This is a genomic window from Allobosea sp. GW823-FHT02B03 (assembly GCF_058797755.1).
This window is the reverse complement of the sequence record NZ_JBXAJY010000003.1, coordinates 779,654-801,010: the sequence shown is the minus strand read 5'-3', so window position 1 is coordinate 801,010 and position 21,357 is coordinate 779,654. Positions and strand designations below refer to the sequence as shown.

At 68.6% G+C, this 21,357-nt stretch carries 22 protein-coding genes; 18 read left to right on the top strand and 4 right to left on the bottom strand.

From position 1 onward, the window contains the following. Complete coding sequence (locus AC1REK_RS13390; RefSeq protein ID WP_492270842.1) at positions 1-1,254, top strand: YeeE/YedE family protein; 1,254 nt, start codon at positions 1-3, stop codon at positions 1,252-1,254. Positions 1,255-1,487: 233 nt separating this feature from the next. Further along, positions 1,488-3,473: an acetyl/propionyl/methylcrotonyl-CoA carboxylase subunit alpha gene (locus tag AC1REK_RS13385; protein ID WP_492270841.1), complete on the top strand. Its 1,986-nt coding sequence runs from the start codon at positions 1,488-1,490 to the stop codon at positions 3,471-3,473. A 215-nt stretch (positions 3,474-3,688) separates the two neighbouring features. Here AC1REK_RS13385 and AC1REK_RS13380 read toward each other — a convergent pair whose 3' ends face one another. Both AC1REK_RS13380 and AC1REK_RS13375 read right to left on the bottom strand, forming a co-directional pair. Beyond that, complete coding sequence (locus AC1REK_RS13380; RefSeq protein WP_492270840.1) at positions 3,689-4,534, bottom strand: aminoglycoside phosphotransferase family protein; 846 nt, start codon at positions 4,532-4,534, stop codon at positions 3,689-3,691. A 3-nt stretch (positions 4,535-4,537) separates the two neighbouring features. Beyond that, complete coding sequence (locus tag AC1REK_RS13375) at positions 4,538-5,320, bottom strand: SDR family oxidoreductase (RefSeq protein ID WP_492270839.1); 783 nt, start codon at positions 5,318-5,320, stop codon at positions 4,538-4,540. Between the two features lie 34 nt (positions 5,321-5,354). Between AC1REK_RS13375 and AC1REK_RS13370 the strand changes: the two genes are divergently transcribed. The 6 genes from AC1REK_RS13370 (at position 5,355) to AC1REK_RS13345 (ending at position 9,772) form a co-directional block, all read left to right on the top strand. Then, positions 5,355-5,708, top strand: a complete 354-nt coding sequence (locus tag AC1REK_RS13370; RefSeq protein ID WP_492270838.1) for a VOC family protein — start codon at positions 5,355-5,357, stop codon at positions 5,706-5,708. Between the two features lie 120 nt (positions 5,709-5,828). Then, entirely contained in the window at positions 5,829-6,266 is a 438-nt protein-coding gene (locus tag AC1REK_RS13365; RefSeq protein WP_327521003.1) for a DUF1489 family protein, read from the top strand. Positions 6,267-6,433: 167 nt separating this feature from the next. Continuing rightward, a complete protein-coding gene (locus AC1REK_RS13360) occupies positions 6,434-6,910 on the top strand; it encodes a hypothetical protein (protein WP_316020354.1) in 477 nt (158 codons plus the stop codon). Between the two features lie 167 nt (positions 6,911-7,077). Beyond that, a complete protein-coding gene (locus AC1REK_RS13355) occupies positions 7,078-7,866 on the top strand; it encodes a hypothetical protein (RefSeq protein WP_492270837.1) in 789 nt (262 codons plus the stop codon). A 95-nt stretch (positions 7,867-7,961) separates the two neighbouring features. Continuing rightward, positions 7,962-9,155 (top strand): hypothetical protein, encoded by a 1,194-nt coding sequence (locus tag AC1REK_RS13350; protein WP_492270836.1) that lies wholly within the window; start codon positions 7,962-7,964, stop codon positions 9,153-9,155. Between the two features lie 50 nt (positions 9,156-9,205). After that, positions 9,206-9,772, top strand: a complete 567-nt coding sequence (locus AC1REK_RS13345) for a hypothetical protein (protein WP_492270835.1) — start codon at positions 9,206-9,208, stop codon at positions 9,770-9,772. 13 nt (positions 9,773-9,785) lie between these two features. Here the strand turns inward: AC1REK_RS13345 and panC are convergent, their stop codons facing one another. Continuing rightward, the gene (panC, locus tag AC1REK_RS13340) at positions 9,786-10,634 is read right to left on the bottom strand and encodes a pantoate--beta-alanine ligase (RefSeq protein ID WP_327520998.1); all 849 of its coding nucleotides are present in this window, start codon (positions 10,632-10,634) and stop codon (positions 9,786-9,788) included. A 188-nt stretch (positions 10,635-10,822) separates the two neighbouring features. Here panC and AC1REK_RS13335 point away from each other — a divergent pair, with 188 nt between their 5' ends. Beyond that, positions 10,823-11,572, top strand: coding sequence for a VWA domain-containing protein (locus AC1REK_RS13335; RefSeq protein WP_327520997.1), 750 nt, complete (start codon positions 10,823-10,825; stop codon positions 11,570-11,572). Further along, positions 11,569-12,297, top strand: coding sequence for a J domain-containing protein (locus tag AC1REK_RS13330; protein WP_492270834.1), 729 nt, complete (start codon positions 11,569-11,571; stop codon positions 12,295-12,297). The genes AC1REK_RS13335 and AC1REK_RS13330 overlap by 4 nt, the downstream gene beginning before the upstream one ends. Before the next feature lie 17 nt (positions 12,298-12,314). On the opposite strand, the gene AC1REK_RS13325 is transcribed toward AC1REK_RS13330, so the two are convergent. Further along, positions 12,315-14,018, bottom strand: coding sequence for an SPOR domain-containing protein (locus AC1REK_RS13325; protein WP_492273798.1), 1,704 nt, complete (start codon positions 14,016-14,018; stop codon positions 12,315-12,317). Between the two features lie 327 nt (positions 14,019-14,345). On the opposite strand from AC1REK_RS13325, the gene AC1REK_RS13320 reads away from it, so the two are divergent. The 8 genes from AC1REK_RS13320 (at position 14,346) to rpiB (ending at position 21,339) form a co-directional block, all read left to right on the top strand. Next, the gene (locus tag AC1REK_RS13320) at positions 14,346-14,690 is read left to right on the top strand and encodes a phasin family protein (RefSeq protein ID WP_066470002.1); all 345 of its coding nucleotides are present in this window, start codon (positions 14,346-14,348) and stop codon (positions 14,688-14,690) included. Between the two features lie 201 nt (positions 14,691-14,891). Continuing rightward, on the top strand, positions 14,892-15,977 hold the full coding sequence (locus AC1REK_RS13315) for a Rieske 2Fe-2S domain-containing protein (RefSeq protein WP_492267681.1): 1,086 nt from the start codon (positions 14,892-14,894) through the stop codon (positions 15,975-15,977). 262 nt (positions 15,978-16,239) lie between these two features. Then, positions 16,240-16,626, top strand: a complete 387-nt coding sequence (gene clpS / locus AC1REK_RS13310) for an ATP-dependent Clp protease adapter ClpS (protein ID WP_414644884.1) — start codon at positions 16,240-16,242, stop codon at positions 16,624-16,626. Positions 16,627-16,672: 46 nt separating this feature from the next. Continuing rightward, complete coding sequence (gene clpA / locus AC1REK_RS13305) at positions 16,673-19,198, top strand: ATP-dependent Clp protease ATP-binding subunit ClpA (RefSeq protein WP_492267682.1); 2,526 nt, start codon at positions 16,673-16,675, stop codon at positions 19,196-19,198. Positions 19,199-19,202: 4 nt separating this feature from the next. After that, positions 19,203-19,481, top strand: a complete 279-nt coding sequence (locus AC1REK_RS13300) for a hypothetical protein (RefSeq protein ID WP_492267683.1) — start codon at positions 19,203-19,205, stop codon at positions 19,479-19,481. Positions 19,482-19,689: 208 nt separating this feature from the next. Further along, the gene (locus AC1REK_RS13295) at positions 19,690-20,424 is read left to right on the top strand and encodes an AzlC family ABC transporter permease (protein ID WP_327520991.1); all 735 of its coding nucleotides are present in this window, start codon (positions 19,690-19,692) and stop codon (positions 20,422-20,424) included. Beyond that, a complete protein-coding gene (locus AC1REK_RS13290) occupies positions 20,421-20,777 on the top strand; it encodes an AzlD domain-containing protein (RefSeq protein WP_316019615.1) in 357 nt (118 codons plus the stop codon). The genes AC1REK_RS13295 and AC1REK_RS13290 overlap by 4 nt, the downstream gene beginning before the upstream one ends. A gap of 112 nt (positions 20,778-20,889) precedes the next feature. Further along, the gene (gene rpiB, locus AC1REK_RS13285; RefSeq protein ID WP_316019616.1) at positions 20,890-21,339 is read left to right on the top strand and encodes a ribose 5-phosphate isomerase B; all 450 of its coding nucleotides are present in this window, start codon (positions 20,890-20,892) and stop codon (positions 21,337-21,339) included. Positions 21,340-21,357: the final 18 nt, after the last annotated feature.

Below are 21,357 nucleotides of genomic sequence, written 5' to 3'. Positions count from 1 at the left end.
ATGAGTATTTCCGACGATGGCGGCGCGCTCGACTATGAGCAGGCGCGCCGGCAGAGCGGGGCGGCGGAGGCGAGCACGCTTCCGCCGCTGCGCCTTTTCTTTGCGGCCGCCGTCCTGATCGGCCTTGCCGCGGCGATCCACTTCGTCGGCCGCCATGCCGAGCCGGCGACGCAGCTTCAGCTCTCGCTGATCCTCGGCGTCGCCTTCGGCTTCGTGCTGCAGCGCTCGCGCTTCTGCTTCTTCTGCATCTGGAAGGACTGGCTCGACCGGCGCGACCCGCAGGGGCTGCTCGGCATCGTCGCTGCACTCGCGGTCGGGCTCGTCGGCTACACGCTGATCTACGGTGCCTGGCTGCCCGATCCGTCGGGGACGCGCCTGCCGCCGACCGCGCATATCGGCCCTGTCGGTCCGGCACTGCTGCTGGCGGGCCTCGCCTTCGGTGCCGGCATGGCGATCTCCGGCTCCTGCATCAGCGCCCATCTCTATCGGCTGGGGGAGGGCTCGCCGACCTCGCCCTTCGCGCTGATCGGTGCGGTCGGCGGCTTCATCCTCGGCTTCCTGAGTTGGAACCCGCTCTATCTCGGCGCGATCTCGGAATCGCCGGTACTGTGGCTGCCGCGCCAGCTCGGCTATGGCGGCGCGCTGATCGCCGGGCTCGCGGTGCTCGCCGGGCTGGCCTACTGGCTGCTGCGCACGGGTCGCCCCGCTCCGGCCCCCGCCGCTCAGCATGCCGTCACCGACCCGCTGGCCGCGATCTTCCTGCGGCGCTGGCCCGCCTGGCTCGGCGGGCTCTTCGTCGGGCTGATCGGCATCGCCGCCTATCTGCGCCTGTCGCCGCTCGGCGTCACCGCCGAGATCGGTTCGCGTTCGCGCCAGCTTGCGACGCATTTTGAGCTGCTGCCTTCCCGGCTCGAAGGGCTCGACAGCTTCCGTGGCTGCGCCACCGCGATCCGCGACGCACTGCTGACCCCGAACGGCCTGTTCATCGCCGGCATCGTCGCCTCGGCCTTTGCCGCCGCGCTGGCCGCCGGCGAGTTCAAGCCGAAGCGGCCCGATGGCGGCCATGTGCTGCGCGGGCTGATCGGCGGGGCGCTGCTCGGCTGGGGCACGGTGATCGGGCTCGGCTGCACGGTCGGCACGCTGCTCTCCGGCATTTCGGCCGGCGCGGTCTCAGGCTGGGTCTTCGGCATCGGGCTGCTCGTCGGGACGACGCTGACGCTGAAGCTCGGGCGGAGGCTGCGCCTGCTGGCCTAAAGGTGCCGATCCCATGAACGCGGCGCTTCCCGTCATTGCGATGAGGCCTCAGCCGACGAAGCAATCCAGGGGCGGCAGAGCAAGGGCTCCTGGATTGCTTCGCTGCGCTCGCAATGACGGTGAGGTTCCGGTGCAAGCGCCCATCCGCACCCTGCGCAACATGGCGCAGACACGGGCCTTGGGTCGGCTATAACAGGCGTCACCGCTCGCGGATTGCGCCCGAGGAAGCCGACATGTCGATTGCCGCAAAACTGCCCTCCATCCTGATCGCCAATCGCGGGGAGATCGCCTGCCGGGTGATCCGCACCGCCAAGCGGCTCGGCCTGCGCACCATCGCGGTCTACTCCGACGCCGATGCCGAGGCGCTGTTCGTCGAGATGGCGGACGAGGCCTATCGGATCGGCCCGGCGCCGGCGCGCGAGAGCTATCTCGACGCCGACAAGATCCTCGCGGTCGCCAAGGAAGCCGGCGCGGCCTGCATCCATCCGGGCTATGGCTTCCTTTCCGAGAACGCCGATTTCGCCGATGCCTGCGCCGCCGCCGGCATCGTCTTCGTCGGCCCTCCGGCCTCGGCGATCCGGGCCATGGGCCTGAAGGACGCGGCCAAGGCGCTGGTCGAGAAGGCGAATGTTCCGGTCGTGCCGGGCTATCACGGCGCCGAGCAGGGCGTCGATTTCCTCGCCAAGGAAGCCGAGCGCATCGGCTATCCCGTGCTGATCAAGGCGGTCGCCGGCGGCGGCGGCAAGGGCATGAAGAAGGTCGACCGGCCCGAGGACTTCGCCGATGCGCTCTCCAGCGCCCAGCGCGAGGGCAAGAACGCCTTCGGCGATGCGCGGGTGCTGGTCGAGAAATACGTGCTCTCGCCGCGCCATGTCGAAATCCAGGTCTTCGGCGACAGCCATGGCAATGTCGTCCATCTCTATGAGCGCGATTGCTCGCTGCAGCGCCGCCACCAGAAGGTGATCGAGGAAGCCCCTGCGCCGGGCATGACGCCGGAGGTGCGCGCCGCCATGGGCAGAGCGGCGACGGAGGCGGCGAAGGCGGTCGGCTATGTCGGGGCCGGCACGGTCGAGTTCATCGCCGATGGCCGCGACGGGCTGAAGGCCGACCGCTTCTACTTCATGGAGATGAACACCCGTCTCCAGGTCGAGCATCCCGTTACCGAGGCGATCACCGGGCTCGATCTCGTCGAGCTCCAGCTCAAGGTCGCAGCCGGCGAGCCGCTCGGCTTCGCGCAAGAGGATGTGCGCGCGGAAGGCCATGCTGTCGAGGCGCGGCTTTATGCCGAGGACCCGGAAAAGGGCTTCCTGCCCTCGACCGGCAAGCTCTGGGCGCTGCAATTCCCGCAGAGCGAGGACATCCGCATCGACACCGGCGTCGAGGCGGGCGATTCCGTGACGCCGTTCTACGATCCAATGATCGCCAAGGTGATCGCCTATGGCCGCACCCGCGACGAGGCGCTCGACCACCTTGCCTTCGCGCTCGGCGAGACCATCGTCGCCGGCCCGCGCACCAATCTCGCCTTCCTGAAGAAGCTCGCCGAGGCGGAGGGTTTCCGGAAGGGGCCGTTCGACACCGGCTTCATCGACCGCAACATCGCGGCGCTGGGAGCCGAGCCGCAGCCGCTCGATGCCGCGGCGGTGGCGGCCGCGGCGCTGCAGCTCGAGGAGGAGCGCCAACTCGCCGGGCTAGAGGCCGCGGCGGTCCGGGCCGAGGGCGAGGCGCGCTCGCCCTGGTTGGATCCGGACGCTTTCTCGCTGATGCCGCGCCCGGCGCTCGGCCTGCCCCTGCTGGTCGATGGCGAGCGCATCGAGGCCAAGATCGAGTGGAGCGGCGACGATGCTCGCGTCTCGCTGCCGGGCCACCCGTTGCCAGAGGGAGAGCATGAGGTGACCTTGGCTCGGGCCGAGGGCGGCACCTATCTCGCCTTGCATCGCGGCCGGCAGACGGCGGTCGCGCTGTTCGACCCGTTCAGCGTCGATCTCGACGCGGTCGGCGGTTCGGGCGGCGTGATCAAGGCGCCGATGCACGGCAAGCTGATCGCGCTCTTCGTTCGGGCGGGCGAAGCGGTGGTGAAGGGCCAGCGCCTCGCCATCGTTGAGGCGATGAAGATGGAGCACGTGCTGACCGCCCCGCGTGACGGCACCGTCACCGAGCTCGGCGCCGAGCCGGGCGCGCAGGTGGCGGAAGGCGCGAAGGTGGTCGTGCTCGGGGAGTGAGCGCACTCACCGCTGCCGGAAGAGGCGCGGGGAACCCTCTCCTGTAAGGAGAGGGCAGGGTGAGGTGTAGGCCGTCTGACCAGTTCCGCGGGGCATGACCGCGCGGTTGGGTTCACGCCAACGTTTCCGATCTGAACACCTCACCCCTACCCCTCTCCTTTCAGGAGAGGGGATCCCGCGCCAATATGCTCGGCGCGGCGCGCGGAGCGACGGTGCTAACCCGCATCCAGCGCGACGATCGCCCGCTCCGCCACGGCAAAATTGACCTCCGCCAGCGGGTCCTCGTCACCGAGGAACCAGACGGCCGAGAGTCCGCACCAGGCCAGAATCCATTTCAGCAGGCGCTCGCGCTCCAGCCCGGACTTCGCCAGCACGATCTCCAGCCGGCGCTCGAAACGGCCGGGCAGGGTGGCGACCGGCGGCTCGGGATCGGCGAGGTCGGGATCGCAGAACAGGACGGTGTATTCGAAGGCGCGGTCGCCGATGACGCATTTCGGGTCGATGGCGAGCCAGCCGCGCGCGCCGAAATCGAGCACATTGTCATGGTGCAGGTCGGCGTGCAGAGGCAGGATCTCGCGTTGCGCCGCGAGCAGCTCCGCGGCTGACGCAGCCGAGCGGGCGAGGATGCCGCCGCGCTCCCGCGCCATCGGGAACAGCTCCGCGAACCAGGTTTCGAGCGCGATCAGGCCCGACGGCGCCGGGCCGCGCGGCTGCTGCAGGGCGGCGATGGCGTCGCAGAGGATCGCGGTCGCCTCATCGTCGCCCTCCGCGCCGCTGCGGGCCATGGCCGAAAGCGAGCGCGGGCCGGTGGCGCGCTCGATCAGCATGGCATCGCCCGAGTCGGAGCGGGCGAGCAGGCGGGCGGCGCCGTCGCCGTTCCAGTATTCCAGCGGCAGGTAGCCGAGGCGCTCGTCGGGCGAGTCCGGCAGCTTCAGCATGGCCGGCTCTTCGCCGCGCCGGACCGGCAGCAGGCGGCTGGAATGCGTGGTGATCGGCGCGCCATCGGGGACGAGTCCCCAGCGCGCCAGCCAGGGCGCGTATTCTGCGGGCTGTACGGTCACGGCTCAGCTCATCTGCGACCGGTTGCGGCCGATCAGCGGGTATTGCTCGGCCTCGTAGATCTGGCCGGAGACCGGGGCGCTGTCATCCGAGAGCCAGAAGGCGGTATGGGCGGCGATTTCCTCGGGCTGCATCAGCCGGCCGGTCGGTGCGAACAGGGCGGAGACGTCCTTTTCCCAGCCGGCTTTTCGACCATGGCGCTGCTGCGTCGAGTCCTCATTGGCGGTGAAGGTCCAGCCGACATTGAGCTGGTTGACGCGGATCCGCTCGCTGCCGAGCGCGTCGGCGAGATTGCGCGTCATCGTGGTCAGCGCCCCCTTGGACATCGAATAGACCGTGAGGTCGGACTGGCCGCAAAGCGCATTGATCGAGCCGACGGTGACGATGGCGCCGCCCGACTTCTGCAGGCGGAAGGCGCGGATCGCGGCCTCGGCGCAGAGCAGGGGCGCGCGGGTGTTGATGGCGAAGACATGGTCGAAGAAGGCCGCGGTGCTCTCGCCGATGACGCCGCGCGGATAGATGCCGGCATTGTTGACGAGCCCGTCGATGCGGCCGAAGGCCTGCCGCGTCGCGTCGACCAGCACCTGCGCCGTCGCCGGCTCGGCAAGGTCGCCGGCGACCCCGTGGCAGCCGGTGCCGAGCTTGCTGCAGGCGGCCTTGACCTCGCTCTCCTCGCGGCCATGGATCAGGACCCTCGCGCCCTCGGCGAGGAGCCGCCGCGCCATTGCGTGGCCGATTCCGGCCGAGGAACCGGTGACGAGAATGGCCTTGCCTGCGAGTCCTTGCATCAAGAAGCTCCGAAATCGGGAGAGGGAGGACAGGATGATCGTGAATCGGATCGTGGCGAATATTGCAACCGAGGATCCTGAGCGGGCGCGCCAATTCTATGGCGAGATCCTCGGCCTGAAGCGGGTGATGGACCATGGCTGGATCGTGACCTACGCGGCGGAGGGCAATTCGGCGCCGCAGGTCAGCTTCGCCAGACAGGGCGGCGCCGGTGCGCCGGTGCCGGACATCTCGGTCGAGGTCGACGATCTCGACATGGCGCACAAGCGTGTGCTCGCGGCCGGGATCGCAGTGGAATACGGGCCGGCCGACGAGGAGTGGGGCGTGCGGCGCTTCTTCGTGCGCGACCCGTTCGGCAAGCTGGTCAACATCCTGGCGCATCGCCGCTGAGGCACCGCTCGCCGGCCGGTAGCACTGGCCCGGCCGCGGCAACATGCTCCAGCGCGGGGGCTGTGGAGAAGGCGCGCCGTGGCTGGCCCGCCGCTTCCTGCGGGACTAGGCTGCAGGACCATGCCGCTTCATCTGCTCAAACTCTGCGTCGGCGCCGAATCGATCAGCGATCTCGAGGAATGGATCGCCGAGCGGCAGGCGCAGCGCCGCGCCCGGGGCGAGCCGGCCGAACAGCTGCACACCACCCGCATGGTGCCGAAGCGCATCGAGGAGATCGTCTCCGGCGGTTCGCTCTACTGGGTGATCAAGGGCCAGCTCAGCGCCCGCCAGCGGCTGATCGACATCCGGCCCTTCACCGACGGGGAGGGAATCGGCCGCTGCCATCTCGTGATGGAGCCGGTGGTCGTGCCGGTCGAGCCCAGGCCGTACCGGCCATTTCAAGGCTGGCGCTACCTGCAGGACAAGGACGCGCCGCGCGACATCGATGGCCGCAGCGGCGATCTCGGCGCCATGCCAGAGCAGATGCGGCGCGAACTCGCGGAACTCGGGCTGCTCTAGGCCCGAGAGCGCGCAATTGCTTCGCAGCACGGTAGCCGGCTGGCATTCGCGCGATACCGTGAGCAATGACTGAACGGCAATTCAGCGTTTGACTTGCGCCGGGGGACGCGGGAGGCTCCGAGCGCGAGCCTTCAAGAAACGGCGACGCGGATAAGGGAGCGAATACCATGAAGTCCATTCATGTGCTGTCGGCCGCTGCGATCCTCTCTCTCGCCGCGTCCTTCGAGGCTTCGGCGGCGCCGGTTGTTCCTGCATCGACGATCGCTGTGCCCGAGGTCGTGGAGTTCGCCCAGTATCGCGGCGGGGTCGCCAGGCGTGGGGTCGCGGTCGGGCCCAGGGGCGGTGTCGTCGCCGGGCGGGGTTATGCCGCGCGCGGCCCGGCGGGAGCCGTCGCCGGCAGGGGCTATGTCGCCCGTGGCCCGCGCGGCAATGTGGTCGCAGGCCGGACCGGTGCCGCCTGGGTGCGGCCGAACAACTATTGGTGGCATCCGGGAATGGCAGTCGTTTCCGGCGCTGCCGTCGGCTTCGTCGCGGCGGCGGCTGCCACGGCCTATGCGACCTCGCCGGCGCCGGCGCCGGGCTATTGCTGGTTCTATACCGACCCGCAGCGCACCCAGGGCTTCTGGGACGTGTGCCCGCGCTAGATGCCGTTCCGATCAGCTTGCACCGCAAGCTGATCGATAAAGCGGTCTCGATCTCAAAGTGAGAGCCGGGAAAGCCGGCCGAGCGTCGGTACTGAAGATGCCTGAGCCGAGAAGACGCCGATATCGACCTAACTGAATAGGCAGACGAAACGACGGGGGCGCGTTCGATGTCACGTATTGCTGCAATACTCCTGGCCGCCGCGACGGGCTGGGCAGGTTCGGTTCACGCCGCCGACATGGCGCCGCCGCCTGCTCCCGCCCCCATCCCTGTTCCCGATGTCGAGATTCGCCTGACGCCGTTCTTCTGGGCGTCCGGCCTCAGCGGCACTTTGGGAGCGCGTCGAAATCTGCCGACGGTCGACGTCGACGTGTCGTTCACGGACATCCTTCGCAATCTCGACTTCGCGGCGATGGTGGCGGGCGAGTACCGGAACGGTCGCTGGGGCCTTCTGGCGGACCTGACCTATGTCGCGGTATCGCTCGACCGGAGCGGCGACGTGGTCCCGCGCGCGCCCGGATATACCGGCGCGTCGCTGACCTCGAAGACGTTCACCGCTACGATGACCGGCTTCTACCGCTTCTACGACAGCAGCTCCTTCACCGCCGACCTGGTGGCGGGCGGACGGATCTGGTCGATCTCCACCGACCTCGATCTCCAGCTCGCGGGCATCCTGCCGATTTCGGCGGGCTCCACCCATACCTGGATCGACCCGGTGGCCGGCGTTCGCGTTCACGCCGTGCTGGGCAACGGCTTCGGCCTGAGCGCCTATGGCGATATCGGCGCCGGCAGCTCGCGGCTGACCTGGGAGCTGCGCGGGACCGTCGACTACGCCTTCAACGCGAACTGGGCGATGTCGGTCGGCTACCGCCATCTCGCTGTCGACTACCGGCGCGGTGGATTCGTCTACGATACCAGCTTCAGCGGCCCGATCGCGGGCGTGTCCTACCGGTTCTAGCGGAGTATTCGAATTGGGCCTTCCGGTTTAGCGCTTTGTTATTCGGCCACCCTCTAGGTCCTCGGCTTCGACTGCTGAGCCTAGACGGTGCCTGAGTGAGACTTGCCTTCGGACTTCTGACGACGCTGGTTCTGGCGACCGGCGCATGGGCGCAGACCGCTTCCGGGCAGAACGAGGCGCCGGTCACGGGCGCCGAGCTGAACCAGATCCTGGGGCGCCTGCAGGTTTCACTCGACATCCGGCCGATCAGGTCCGAGGGGCAGCTCTGCCAGCAATATCGCGGCAAGGGATACGCCACCGAAGAGGTGTGCCGCGACGAGGCGCGAAAATACGTCTCCGCAGCCATTGCCGGCTATCTCGTCGGCCGCAGGGCCGAAGCCGAAAAGAAGGCCGCGGAGGTCGCGCGGGCCGGGGATGCCGACAGCGCCGCGCTGTCGCCATTCTCCCTGACCGATGACGCGTTGAACAAGGCCGCGGGACCGGAGAGCTTCTCGATGTTCGGAGGGCCGTCGGTCAGGCAGAGGCTGATCGCCAGCCATCAGCGCGCGGTCGAGCCCTTCGTCAACGACGTCGTCACCAAGGTCGAGAAGCGCATCGTCCGCGAGTACGACGATGCCGGCCTCTCGAACGAGGCGTTGCAGGAAGCCAACAGCCAATGCACGCCCTGGGTTTTCCTGAGCTGCTGGGGCCCATGCCCGCGCCCGCTCGACAACCTCCCGAGGGAGGCCTGGAGCAGGCTGAAGGGTGTCTGCGAGGCCAAGAAGCGCGAGGTTAAGCCGAGGCGGTGCAAGGCCGCCGCCGAGGCCGCCGATCCCGACGGCGCCTTCGACGACCAGCGCTTCGCCGTCCACGGCAATCAGGGCCGGCTCGCCGATTTCAACTTTCCCGGATTGGTCTGCAGCGCCGGCATGGAGGGGGTGCAGCTCCGCCTGCGCCAGTCCGGCTGGATCTTCAAGAAGCGCTGGGTCGAATTCGGCGCCGTCGGCGAGGGCGACACCATCGCCATCGGCAATCTCGAGACCGTCAAGCGGCCGGACGGTGTCGAGGTCCAGCTGATCAAGTCGCTCGATCGCAAGGTGGCGGCCTTTGCCGGCCCCGAAGACCTCGTGCCTTGCCTCAACATCAATGCCGGCTCCGAGGAGATGCAGGCCATGCGCGATGCGGCGCTCGGCGGCATCCTGGTCGGGCTCGGCGTCGCCGAGGGCGGCGGCAGCCTGTTCGATGCCTTTCTGCGTGCGGGAAAGATCGACAAATGCCGCGCCGACATCGGCACATTCGTGAAGCAGTGACGGCTTGCGGCGCACTTGCACCGGCTTGAAGCCCATCCCGGGGATATCCGATGAGCAGATTTGCGATGGTCGCGCTGGCGCTTTGCGCCTCGGTCGGGCTGGCCCGGCCCGGTCTCGCCCAAGCGGCCAAGGACGAGATGCAGATCCTGCGCATCAGCAAGCCGGGCGCCGAAAAGGCCAGGGTTTTCGGCTTCTGGAAGGAGCGCATCGCGGTTCTCAACAAGACCGCGCTGGTCGAGTTGAAGCCGGGGCAGAACGGCCCGTTCGACATCCTCTGGAAGGAATTCAGGGACGGCGACACCACCATCGTCGCCAGCATCCTGTTCGACGGCGGCGAGGGCGGCTGCGACATGGGCGCGAACTCGTCGAGCTCGACCCAGTCCTGGGCTGCGAACTGCCCGGCCAGGATCGTGATGATCGCGGCCGATGGCACGCAGAGCGTCCGCGACAGCAGGGCCTGCTTCCAGTGGTTCCCGCTGGCGAGGCTGGACGACCCGCCGGAGCCCGGCGAGCGCAGCTACGCCTCCTACGATGCGGCCAAGAAGACCGTTTCGCTCGGCGTCACGGCCAAGGCGAAGTTCGTGAGAGCCTGCACGCGGAACGTCAGGCTCCGGTGAAAACGGCGGCCGCCTAAACCGCGATGTTGTCGATCAGCCTGGTCGCGCCCAGCCTGGCCGCGACCAGGATTCGGATCGGCCCGTCGGCGAGCGAGGTCACGGGGGCCAGCGTTTCGGCATGGCGCGCCTCGAGATAGTCGAGCTCGAAGCCGGCGGTGATGATCTCGCTCTGGGCCTCGCCGACGGCGCGGAACAGGTCATCGCGGTTGCGCAGCCGTGCCGCCAGCGCCTGCATGACGCGGTGGAGCAGGGGCGCCAGCGCACGCTCCTCGGGCGAGAGGTAGCGGTTGCGCGAGGACATTGCGAGGCCGTCGGGCTCGCGGAAGGTCGCGAGCGGCACGATCTGGATGCCGAGATCGAGATCGGCGGCCATGCGGGTCACCACCTTGAGCTGCTGGTAGTCCTTTTCGCCGAAGACGGCGAGATCGGCCCGGCTCTGGGTGAAGAGCTTGCAGCAAACCGTTGCGACACCTTCGAAATGCGTCGGGCGGAAACGGTCGTCCAGGCCAACCGCGGCCGGCCCGAGCAGCAGGATGCGCGTCGCGAAGCCCGGCGGATACATCTCCTCGACCGGCGGGAAGAAGATCGCATCGGCGCCGACGGCTTCGAGCTGGGCGCGGTCGCCCTCGAAGGTCCGCGGATACTTCTTGAAATCCTCATGCGGCGCGAACTGCGTCGGGTTGACGAAGATCGAGACGATGACGTGCTTGGCGTGCTTCTGCGCCTCGGTCACCAGCGCGATATGGCCCTGGTGCAGCGCGCCCATGGTCGGCACCAGCGCGACCTTCTCGCCAGCGGCGTGCCAACCGGCTACTGCGGCGCGCATCGCCTTGACCGACTCGAAAACCGCGACCTGCCCCATGCCGTTCCTCCCGGGCCCGGTCCGCGAAGTGGGATCACTTTCGCGCGCCGAGATGCCCAATCCATTGCGTCGCGCGGCTTTCGACCGTTCGGCCGAAGCTGGCCAAACGGAAGGTGCGCTGCGGGACGGGTAGCAAATGCCGGCGGCGCGGCCAATATCTTCGGGACAGGCGAATCCCGGCGAGCGCGATGGCGAACGAAGACGGCAAGGCAGTAGGCAAGGCGAAGGAGACGCGACCGAGCGAGGGCGCGGCGCGCTCGAAGCCTGGCGAGATCGACCGCTTTCTCGGCGCGGCGAAGCAGCTCGCCCCGCTCGCGACCGGCCAGGCCGGCCGGCTGGTCTTCGCGCTCGACGCCACGATGAGCCGCCAGCCGACCTGGGATCTCGCCTGCTCGCTGCAGGGCAGGATGTTCGAGGTTGCGGACAGGACCGGCGGCCTTGCGGTCCAGCTCGTCTATTTCCGCGGACTCGCCGAATGTCGCGCCTCGGGCTGGATCGGCGAGCCGCGACGCCTGACCGGGCTGATGAACGGCATCGCCTGCCAGGGCGGGCAGACCCAGATCGGCCGGGTGCTGACCCATATCCGCGACGAGGAGCGGCGGGTGCCGATCCGCGCCTTCGTCTATGTCGGCGATGCGATGGAGGAGGAGGTCGACCGGCTCTGTGCGCTCGCCGGCGAGCTCGGCCTGCGCGGGGTGCGCGGCTTCGTCTTCCAGGAAGGCTTCGATCCGGCGGCGAGTGCCGCCTTCGCCGAGATCGCGCGGCTGACCGGCGGGGCGCATGCGCGCTTCGACGCCAATGCGCCGAACTCGCTGCTCGAATTGCTGCGCGGCGCCGCCGCCTATGCCAGCGGCGGCCGCGAGGCGCTGCTGCGGTTGGCGGGCAACAGTCCGGCAGCCCAGGGATTGCTGACGGCGATGGAGGGCCGCAGATCGTGACGCTGCTTTACGGCATTGCCGCCGTCATCCTGGTCTGGTGGCTGTCGAAGCTCTTCGCCGGAGCCGACCCGAAGAAGCTGGTCAAGCTGGGCAAGGTCATCGGCGGCACGGCGACGCTCGGCATCGCGGCGCTGATGATGCTGCGCGGGCGCCTCGACATGGCGATCTTCATGGGCGGTCTCGGCGCCTGGCTGCTCGGCTGGAGCGCCTATGGGCCGGGCGGGCTGAAGATGCCCGACTGGGCCAAGGACTGGGGCGGCACGAAATCCGCCGGCCGTTCGAAGGTGGCCTCGGTCCTGCTCGCCATGGAGCTCGACCATGACAGCGGCGGCGTTACCGGGAAGGTGCAGGCCGGCAGTTTCGCCGGCCGCGATCTCGATGAGCTCAGCCTCGCCGAGCTCGGTGCGCTGATGCGCGAGTGCCTCGCGGCGGACCCCGACGGGGCGCGATTGCTAGAGGCTTATCTCGACCGCCGGGCGCCCGGCTGGCGTGAAGACGCTGATCGTCACCGCGACGCGGGGCAGGGCAGCACGGCGCGCCCGGGCACGATGTCGGATCAGGAGGCCTACGAGATCCTGGGGCTTCAGCCGGGCGCGGGGGAGGAGGCGGTTCGCGAGGCCCATCGGGGCCTGATGAAACGTATCCATCCGGACGCCGGGGGTACCAGCGGCCTTGCCGCCCGCGTCAATCAAGCCAAGGATACCTTGCTGAAGAAACATGGCTGAGTTCCTTCCCTGATCGTTCAGCCGCGGGTCGCGAAGCAGGCGAAGCCGCCGCGCTTGAGCTGGGCGCAGGCCTTCTCGGCGTCCTTGGACTCCTCGAAGCCGGCGAAGCGGGCGCGGTAGAGCGTGGCGCCGCGGGCCTCGACCTTCTCGGTGAAGGGCGATGCGTCGGCGAGCGGGCCGGAAGCCTTGGCGCGGGCCCGGGCGAGGATGTCCTTGGCCTTGGTCTCGTCGTCGGTGGCGCCGAGCTGGATCACCCATTTCGAGGCGGGCGCAGCCTTCTCGACGCGGCGCTCGGCCGGCCTGGGCTCGCTCGACTTGGCGATCTGGCTGGCGGGCTCGGCCTTGGCGGGCTCGGGCAGGCGCGCCTCGATCTTGCGCGGCTCGGGCTGGGCCAGCGCGACCTGGGCGGCGGGCGCCGGCTCGGCGACCTTGGCGATCGAGGAGGTGGTGTCGACATTCGCCGGCGGGCGCAGAATCTTGCCGTCGGCCGGCGGGGCGCCGATCGACCAGCGCATGGCGGACGGCGTCGTCGTGGCGGCGACCGGACGCATGCCGGAGAGCTGCAGCGGCTGGCCGCCGGCGCTGGCGGCGATCGGGCGCGGCGGGGCGATCGGGGTGGTGGTCGGCGTCGCCGCATAGGCGCGGGCGGCGGCGGGCAGCTCGGGCTCGATGCGCGGGCGCGGCACCGGCATCGGAGCGGGCTCCGGAGCCTGGGCCACTGCCGCCTGGGAGATGGCGGCCGGGCGGGCCAGCGGCTCCGGCGCGACGGCGGGCGCCGCGATGCGGGCGCGCTCCGGCTGCGGCTCGGGAGCCTCGGCGACCATCGGGGCGCTGCGGCCGCCGCTGGTGGCACGGGGCAGGGCGGCGACCACGAGATCGGCCATGACCTTGTCGCGGGAAGCGCCGGAACGCCCGCCGAGCACGACGGAGACGACGTGACGGCCATCGGCCTTGGCCGAGGTCATCAGGTTGAAGCCGGAGGCGCGGGTGTAGCCGGTCTTGATGCCGTCCACGCCCTCGATGCGGCCGAGCAGCTTGTTGTGGTTGCGATAGGCGCCGCCGGCATAGTTGAACACGCGCGTGCCGAACATCGGATAGTAGCGCGGGAAGCGATCCTGGATGGCGCGGGCGAGAATGGTCAGGTCGCGCGCCGTCGTCAGGTTCGGCGGATCATGCGGCAGGCCATGGGCGTTGTAGAAGGTGGTGCGGCTCATGCCGAGCGAGCGGGCGCGTGCGGTCATCATCCGCGCGAACTCGTCCTCGGAGCCGCCGACGTTCTCGGCGACGGTGGTCGCGACGTCATTGGCCGATTTGGTGATCAGGGCGAGGATCGCGTCCCGGACGGCGATCGTCTCGCCCGGCTCGAAGCCGATCTTCGACGGCGCCTCGCGGGCGGCGTTGGCCGACACCCGGAGCGGAGAGTCCATGCCCAGCCGGCCGCGCTCGAGCTGCTCGAACAGCAGATAGAGCGTCATCACCTTGGTGATCGAGGCGGGGATGCGCGGCGCATCCTCGTTGACCGCGTGCAGCGTGCGGCCGCTCTTGGCGTCGACGACCATCGCGGCATAGGGCGGGGCATAGCCGCCACTGACCTGGCGACGCTTCTTGCGCGCCGCCTCAGCGGGGGAGGCCGTCGCGACCAGGGTCACGGCAGCGACACTCACCAGCCCGATGAACGCGAACCAGCGTCCGCGCCCGGTACCAACGCAACCAGAAGCCATGCAACTCGCCTCAACTCGACACTTGCCGCCCAACCTGCGCCCGATCTTCGGCGTGGCTGGAAGGACACACTGAGAGAGGTTAGAGCGATGCGGTTACGGAGGTGTTAAGCCTGACGATAGCCGCTCTGTATCGCTGCGAACCATTCCCTCGACAGGCCGGGCGGCTTTGCATTTGATGCATTGCAACGTGTCCTTGACTTTTATGTTGCGCTGCACAATATAGAGGCGGTCCCCGGTGATGAGCGTTTCATCCGACCTTGGGGCGAGGAACCTGGGCCGCAAGGCTCGCCAGCAAGAGGCGGCGCCCCCCGAGGCGCTGTGGGAAAAATGATCCAGCAGTTCGAGACCATCCAGAAGGCCTCCAAAGAGAACGTCGACGCTGCCCTGAAGTCGTTCGGCGCCACCTCGAAGGGCGTCCAGACGCTCGCCGTCGAGGCCACCGACTATGCCAAGAAGTCGTTCGAGGCCGGCACGGCTACGATCGAGAAGCTTGCCGGCGTCAAGACGCTCGACAAGGCCATCGAGATCCAGAGCGACTACGTCAAGACCGCTTTCGAGGGCTATGTCGCCCAGGTCACCAAGATGGGCGAGCTCTTCTCGGCCATCGCCAAGGACGCCTACAAGCCGTTCGAAGGCATCGTCGCCAAGTCGGTCCCGACCCCGGCCAAGTGATTTAGCAAGCGGTCGGTGCTCGCGCTGACCGCAGCCTGATCCGACGAATTTGAGAAGCCCGGCCCTCTGGCCGGGCTTCTTTGCGTTCTGGCTGCCCCATTCGGGCCGGAAGCCGTTTTTCTGCAATGTTCCTGCAACTGGCGAGCGGCTGGTTGCGGCCCGCGCGGCGCTCAGCAAGCCGCGGCCGGAGCTTGAGCCGCAATGACCAGTTCGACGACGACAGCCGGCACGGCCAGTGCGGCGGAAGCGCCCGCCGCCAGCGAGTTCCGCGAGCCGCCGCGCGAGGCGTGGTATTGCGTCAAGAGCACCGGCAGCCTCGCGCCGGGCGCGATGACGAGCATCACCGTCCTCGGCGAGCAGATCGTGCTCGGCCGCATGAAGACGGGCCGCCTCTTCGCGCTGCGCGACCGTTGCCCGCATCGCGGCGCGCCGCTCTCGGAAGGACGGTTCGACGGAGACGCCATCACCTGTCCCTTCCATGGCTGGCGCTTCGGGGGCGATGGCCGCTGCCAGGCGATGCCGACGCTGGTCGACGGCGATGTCGCGGACCCCGGCCAGGTCAAGGTCGGAGCGTTTCCGGTCCGCGAGAGCGACGGCATCATCTGGCTCTACATGGGCGCGGAGGTGGCCGCGGCGCCGCCCGTGCCGGCCCTGACCCTGGCGGGCGCGACGCGCTGCCGGGCGGCTGTCTCCGTCCTGGTCGACGCCTCCTACGATCTGTGCGTGCTCAGCCTGATCGACCCCGGTCATGTCGGCTATGTCCATAACTCATGGTGGTGGCGGCCGACCGCGACGGCGCGGGAGAAGGTCAAGGATTTCGAGCCGCTGCCCTTCGGCTTCCGCATGACGGCGCATCAGGCCTCGACGAACTCGCGCGGCTATCGCCTGCTCGGCCGGCCGCAGACCGAGGTCGACTTCCTGCTGCCCGGACAACGGATCGAGCGCATCCGCATCGGCGATCGTTCGATCATCAACGCCACCTTCGCGACCCCGATCGATGCGCGCCGGACGCTGTTCACCAATGTGCTGCTGTCGGACCTGCCGCAGCTCATGCCGCTTTCGCCGCTGATCAGATGGGTGGGGCGGGCCTTCCTGCGGCAGGACCAGCGGATTCTGGAGCTCGCCCAGCAGGGGCTCGAGCGGAAGCCGACCATGCTGCTGCTCGGGCAGGCCGACCGGCTGGCGCAATGGTATTTCCGCCTGAAGCGGGACTATGCCGCCGCCCGGCACGAGGGAAAGGCCTTCAGCAACACGCTGGTTCCCGAAAGGCTGCGCTGGCGTACCTGAGTGCTCGCCGCCAGCGCGCGGCTCCGGCGTCCGGCCCATGTCTTCAAACCCGGCCGGCTCGTTGCGGCGAGCCTGGCCGGGCTTTTCATGTTCGCTGCCTTGGAATCGGCACTTCGTTGTGGCCCGTGGCGGGAACGGGCTGGCGAAGCCGGCGCGACGCCTGTAAATTCACGGACGACGCACTATCTTGGGGTCTAGCGCCGGAAGAGAACCCTTGAGCCAAACAGCCACCATGCCGATCGAAACCGATATCCTGGCCGGTATGATGCCGGCGGAACGCCTCGGCCGGTCTGCGACTCGGCTGGCCAGCAGGCCGCGCCCGCCTTCCGCACCTGTCGATGGCGGCCGCGACGGCAGCGGCACCGGCGCTGCGGTGCTGACCCGGACGCGCACCCGCAAGCCCAATCTCTACCGCGTCCTCATTCTGAATGACGACTACACTCCCATGGAGTTCGTGGTTCACGTGCTGGAGCGGTTCTTCAACAAGGACCGGGCCGAAGCCACGCGGATCATGATGCATGTCCATCAGAACGGTGTCGGCGAATGCGGCGTCTTCACCTACGAGGTCGCCGAGACCAAGGTGACGCTGGTGATGGACCTCGCCCGCAAGCACATGCATCCGCTGCAATGCGTGATGGAGAAAAAGTGATCTTGAACGCCACCATGTCCCGAGAACTGGATCAGGAGCGCTGACCGTGCCGAGCTTCTCGCGCAGCCTCGAACAGGCGCTTCACCGGGCCCTCGCGCTCGCCAATGAACGCCATCACGAATACGCAACGCTGGAGCACCTGCTCCTGGCTCTGGTCGACGACCAGGACGCCGCCGCGGTGATGCGGGCGTGCAGCGTCGATCTCGACACGCTGCGACGCAATCTCGTCGATTACATCGACGCGGAGTTGACCAATCTCGTCACTGACGGACGCGACGATTCCAAGCCGACCGCCGGCTTCCAGCGCGTGATCCAGCGCGCGGTGATCCATGTCCAGTCCTCGGGCCGCGAGGAGGTCACCGGCGCCAATGTGCTCGTCGCGATGTTCGCCGAGCGCGAGAGCCACGCTGCCTATTTCCTGCAGGAGCAGGACATGACCCGTTACGACGCGGTCAACTACATCAGCCATGGCATCGCCAAGCGCCCTGGCGCCAGCGAGACGCGCGCCGTGCGCGGCACCGACGAGGAGCCGGAGCAGCAGCGCGAGCAGCGCTCCGATTCCGGCAATGACGGCGACAAGGACAAGAAGAAGAAGGAAAGCGCGCTCGAGGCCTATTGCGTCAACCTCAACCGCAAGGCACGCGACGGGCGCATCGACCCGCTGATCGGCCGCGAGGCCGAGGTCCAGCGCACCATCCAGATCCTCTGCCGCCGGCAGAAGAACAATCCGCTGCTGGTCGGCGAGCCCGGTGTCGGCAAGACCGCGATCGCCGAGGGCCTGGCGCTGAAGATCATCCGCGGCGAGGTGCCCGAGGTGCTCGAGGACGCGACCGTGTTCTCGCTCGACATGGGCACGCTGCTCGCCGGCACGCGCTATCGCGGCGATTTCGAGGAACGCCTCAAGCAGGTGATGAAGGAGATCGAGCAGCACCCGAAGGCGATCATGTTCATCGACGAGATCCATACGGTGATCGGCGCCGGTGCGACCTCGGGCGGGGCGATGGACGCCTCGAACCTGCTGAAGCCGGCGCTGGCCTCGGGCTCGCTGCGCTGCATCGGCTCGACCACCTACAAGGAATACCGCCAGTATTTCGAGAAGGACCGGGCGCTGGTCCGGCGCTTCCAGAAGATCGACGTCAACGAGCCGTCGATCCCGGACACGATCGAGATCCTGAAGGGGCTGAAGCCCTATTTCGAGGAGTTCCACAAGCTGCGCTACACCAACGACGCCATCAAGGCGGCGGTGGAGCTCTCGGCGCGCTACATCCATGACCGCAAGCTGCCGGACAAGGCGATCGACGTGATCGACGAGACCGGCGCCTCGCAGATTCTGGTGACCGAGGCCAAGCGCAAGAAGACGATCGGCGTCAAGGAGATCGAGGCGGCGGTCGCGACGATGGCGCGCATCCCGGCCAAGACCGTCTCCAAGGACGATGCCGAGGTGCTGCGCAACCTCGAGACCACGCTGAAGCGCACCGTCTACGGGCAGGAGAAGGCGATCGAGGCGCTGTCTTCCTCGATCAAGCTCGCCCGCGCGGGCCTGCGCGACGGCGAGAAGCCGATCGGCTGCTATCTCTTCGCGGGCCCGACCGGCGTCGGCAAGACCGAGGTCGCGCGCCAGCTCGCCTCCTCGCTCGGTGTCGAGCTCGTGCGCTTCGACATGTCGGAATACATGGAGCGGCACACCGTCTCGCGACTGATCGGCGCGCCTCCGGGCTATGTCGGCTTCGACCAGGGCGGCCTCCTGACCGACCAGATCGACCAGCATCCGCATTGCGTGCTGCTGCTCGACGAGATCGAGAAGGCCCATCCCGACCTGTTCAACATCCTCCTGCAGGTGATGGACCACGGCAAGCTGACCGACAATAACGGCAAGCAGGTCGATTTCAGGAACGTCATCCTGATCATGACGACCAATGCCGGCGCGGCCGACCTCGCCAAGAGCGCCTATGGCTTCACCCGCTCGAAGCGCGAGGGCGACGACCAGGAGGCGATCAACAAGCTGTTCGCGCCGGAATTCCGCAACCGGCTCGACGCGACGATCTCCTTCGGCCATCTGCCGAAGACGGTGGTGGCGCGGGTCGTCGACAAGTTCGTGCTGCAGCTCGAGGCGCAGCTCGCCGACCGCAACGTCACGATCGAGCTCTCCGACGAGGCGCGCGACTGGCTGGTCGAGAACGGCTATGACGAGGCGATGGGTGCCCGCCCGATGGCGCGGCTGATCCAGCAGACGATCAAGACGCCGCTCGCCGACGAGGTGCTGTTCGGCCGTCTGAAGAATGGCGGCGCGGTCAAGGTCGTGGTCGTCCAGTCCGAGACCGGCATCAAGGTGCTCGGCCTCGAATTCCCCGACGGGCCGGCCAAGCCCAAGCCGGAGAAGGACGTCGCCGCAGCAGCCGAGAAGCGCACGCGCAAGCCGCGCGCCAAGGGGGCCGGAAAGAGCACGGGCAAGGCCAAGGCCGGTCCTGCCGGCAGCCTGAAGCGCGGCCCGAAGCCGGATGCGCCGGTCTCGCCGCCAAAAGCGACGGGCAGCGTCCGCACCGTCCCGAAAGTTCCGTTGACGAAGGCCTGAGACCGTGTGGTTCCGACGCAAATCCGAGAGCGCCTGGGCGCAGGACAGTGAAGCCACGGTGGCGGCCGCGGCAGCGCCCGCGGCCAAGGAGAAACTCGGCTGGTTCGAGAAGCGCGCCCGCCGGCGTCGGCGCCGCATCGTCTTCGAGGAGGTGCTGGGCTGGATCCTCGTGCCGGCCTTCCTCTATCTGATGTGGCTCGCCTACCAGGCCGTCGGCGGCGTGCCGAAGGAGATCGTCGACTTCGGGAACGAGCTGCTCGGCCTGGCGCTCAAGAGCTTCTGACGACGCCTCGTTTGCGCCGGGCGCAGGTCTGAAGCGCGGCGAGGGCTCTGCCCCGCGGCGATGGGAATGCGCATTAAGCGTTGTCGGCTAACCCGCCCGGCCTGCGTATTCGCGATCCCAGAGCGTTCATGAGTCAGCTTCCCTCCGAGCCGCCGCTCCCGACACGGCTTGCGTGTCGCGGCCGGTTCGACGCCGGCCCGGAGCCGGCGTGAGTTCGGCTGGCCGCTGGCAGCGGCTGCGCCCGGCGCTGATCGGCTTTCGCGATGCGCTGATGCTGCCGGCCTGGGTCGTCGGCCTCGGCCTGGTCGGCGTCGGCTCGCTGGCGCGCGATGTCGGCTACCCCGTCGAGGTCGCGGTGCTGTCGACGGTGCTGGTCTGGGCCGGGCCGTCGCAGGTGCTGTTCTTCGCCTCGATCGCGGCCGGCGCGGCCTGGAGTGCGATCGCGCTCGCGATCGGCTTCGCCTCGCTGCGCTTCCTGCCGATGACGATCGCGCTCCTGCCGCTGCTGCGCCGGCCGGGGCAGGGCGTCGGCATCCAGATCCTGATGTCGCACTACGTCGCCGTCACGGCCTGGACCGAGGCGCTGCGCCGCCTGCCGGCATTGCCGCCGGAGCAGCGGCCGACCTATTTCCTCGGTTTCGCCAATGCGCTGATCCTGGTCTCGGCGCTCTGCACCTATGCCGGCTACTATCTCGCCGGGGCTGTGCCGGTTCCTGTCGCTGCCGGACTTCTCGCCCTGTCGCCGATCTTCTTCATGACCTCGCTGACGGTCGGGGCGCGCGGCTTCGGCGACGGGCTCGCCATCTTTCTCGGCCTCGCGCTTTCGCCGGTCGCGAGCTGGGCGATCGGCGGCGGCTTCGATCTGCTCGCCGGCGGCCTCGTCGGCGGGACGATCGCCTTCGCGGCGCAGCGCTGGCGCCGGCGCGCAAGGGCGGGCGCATGACCGCGCCGATCGCGTTTCTCGACGGTCCCTGGTGGCCTTATCTCGCCCTGCTGCTCTTTGCGGTCATCCCGACCGAGATGTGGCGCTGGCTCGCCGTCGCCTTCGCCCGTCGCCTCGACGACGGCTCGCCCTGGCTCGAATGGGTGCGCCTGGTCGCGACGGCGCTGCTCGCGGGCGTCGTCGCCAAGCTGATGCTGACACCGCCCGGCGTGCTGGCCGAGGTGCCGCTCTTCGTTCGCCTCGCTGCGATCGCGGTTCCGGTTGCGACCGTGCTCCTGACCAATCGCCGGGTGATGCTGGCGGTGGTCGCGGCCGAGGCGGTGCTGATCGGCGGGGCCTGGTGGCTGATATAGTGCGGCTTCGCCACCGGCTGCTTCGGACGCGGACCGGCGATCCGTCGTTCTGCAAGATCACCGGCTTCATCGACGAAGCCGCATTGCCCTCGGGAAACGGGACATACTCTCCATGACGGCCAGCAACCGCATCGTGCTTTCAAGCGACCATGCCGCCATCCAGCTCCGGCAGGCCATTGCCGCCCATGTCGCGGCGCAGGGCTGGGTGGTGGTCGACATCGGACCGGCGACACCGGAAAGCACGCCCTATCCCAAGCATGGCGAGGCGGCGGCGCGGCTCGTCGCTTCCGGCGATTGTCGGTTCGGCATCATCTTCTGCGGTACCGGCCAGGGCATCATGATGGCGGCGAACAAGGTGAAGGGCATTCGTTGCGGCGTCTGCGCCGACACCTTCTCGGCCCGGATGATCCGCCAGCACAACGACGCCAACATGCTGTCGCTCGGCGCGCGCGTGGTCGGCGAGGGGCTGGCACTCGACATCGTCGACGCCTTCCTGACCGCCGAATTCGAGGGCGGCCGGCATGCGACTCGGGTCGAGATGATCGAGGCGCTGGAAGGCTAGCGCTCTCGTCGCGCTGGA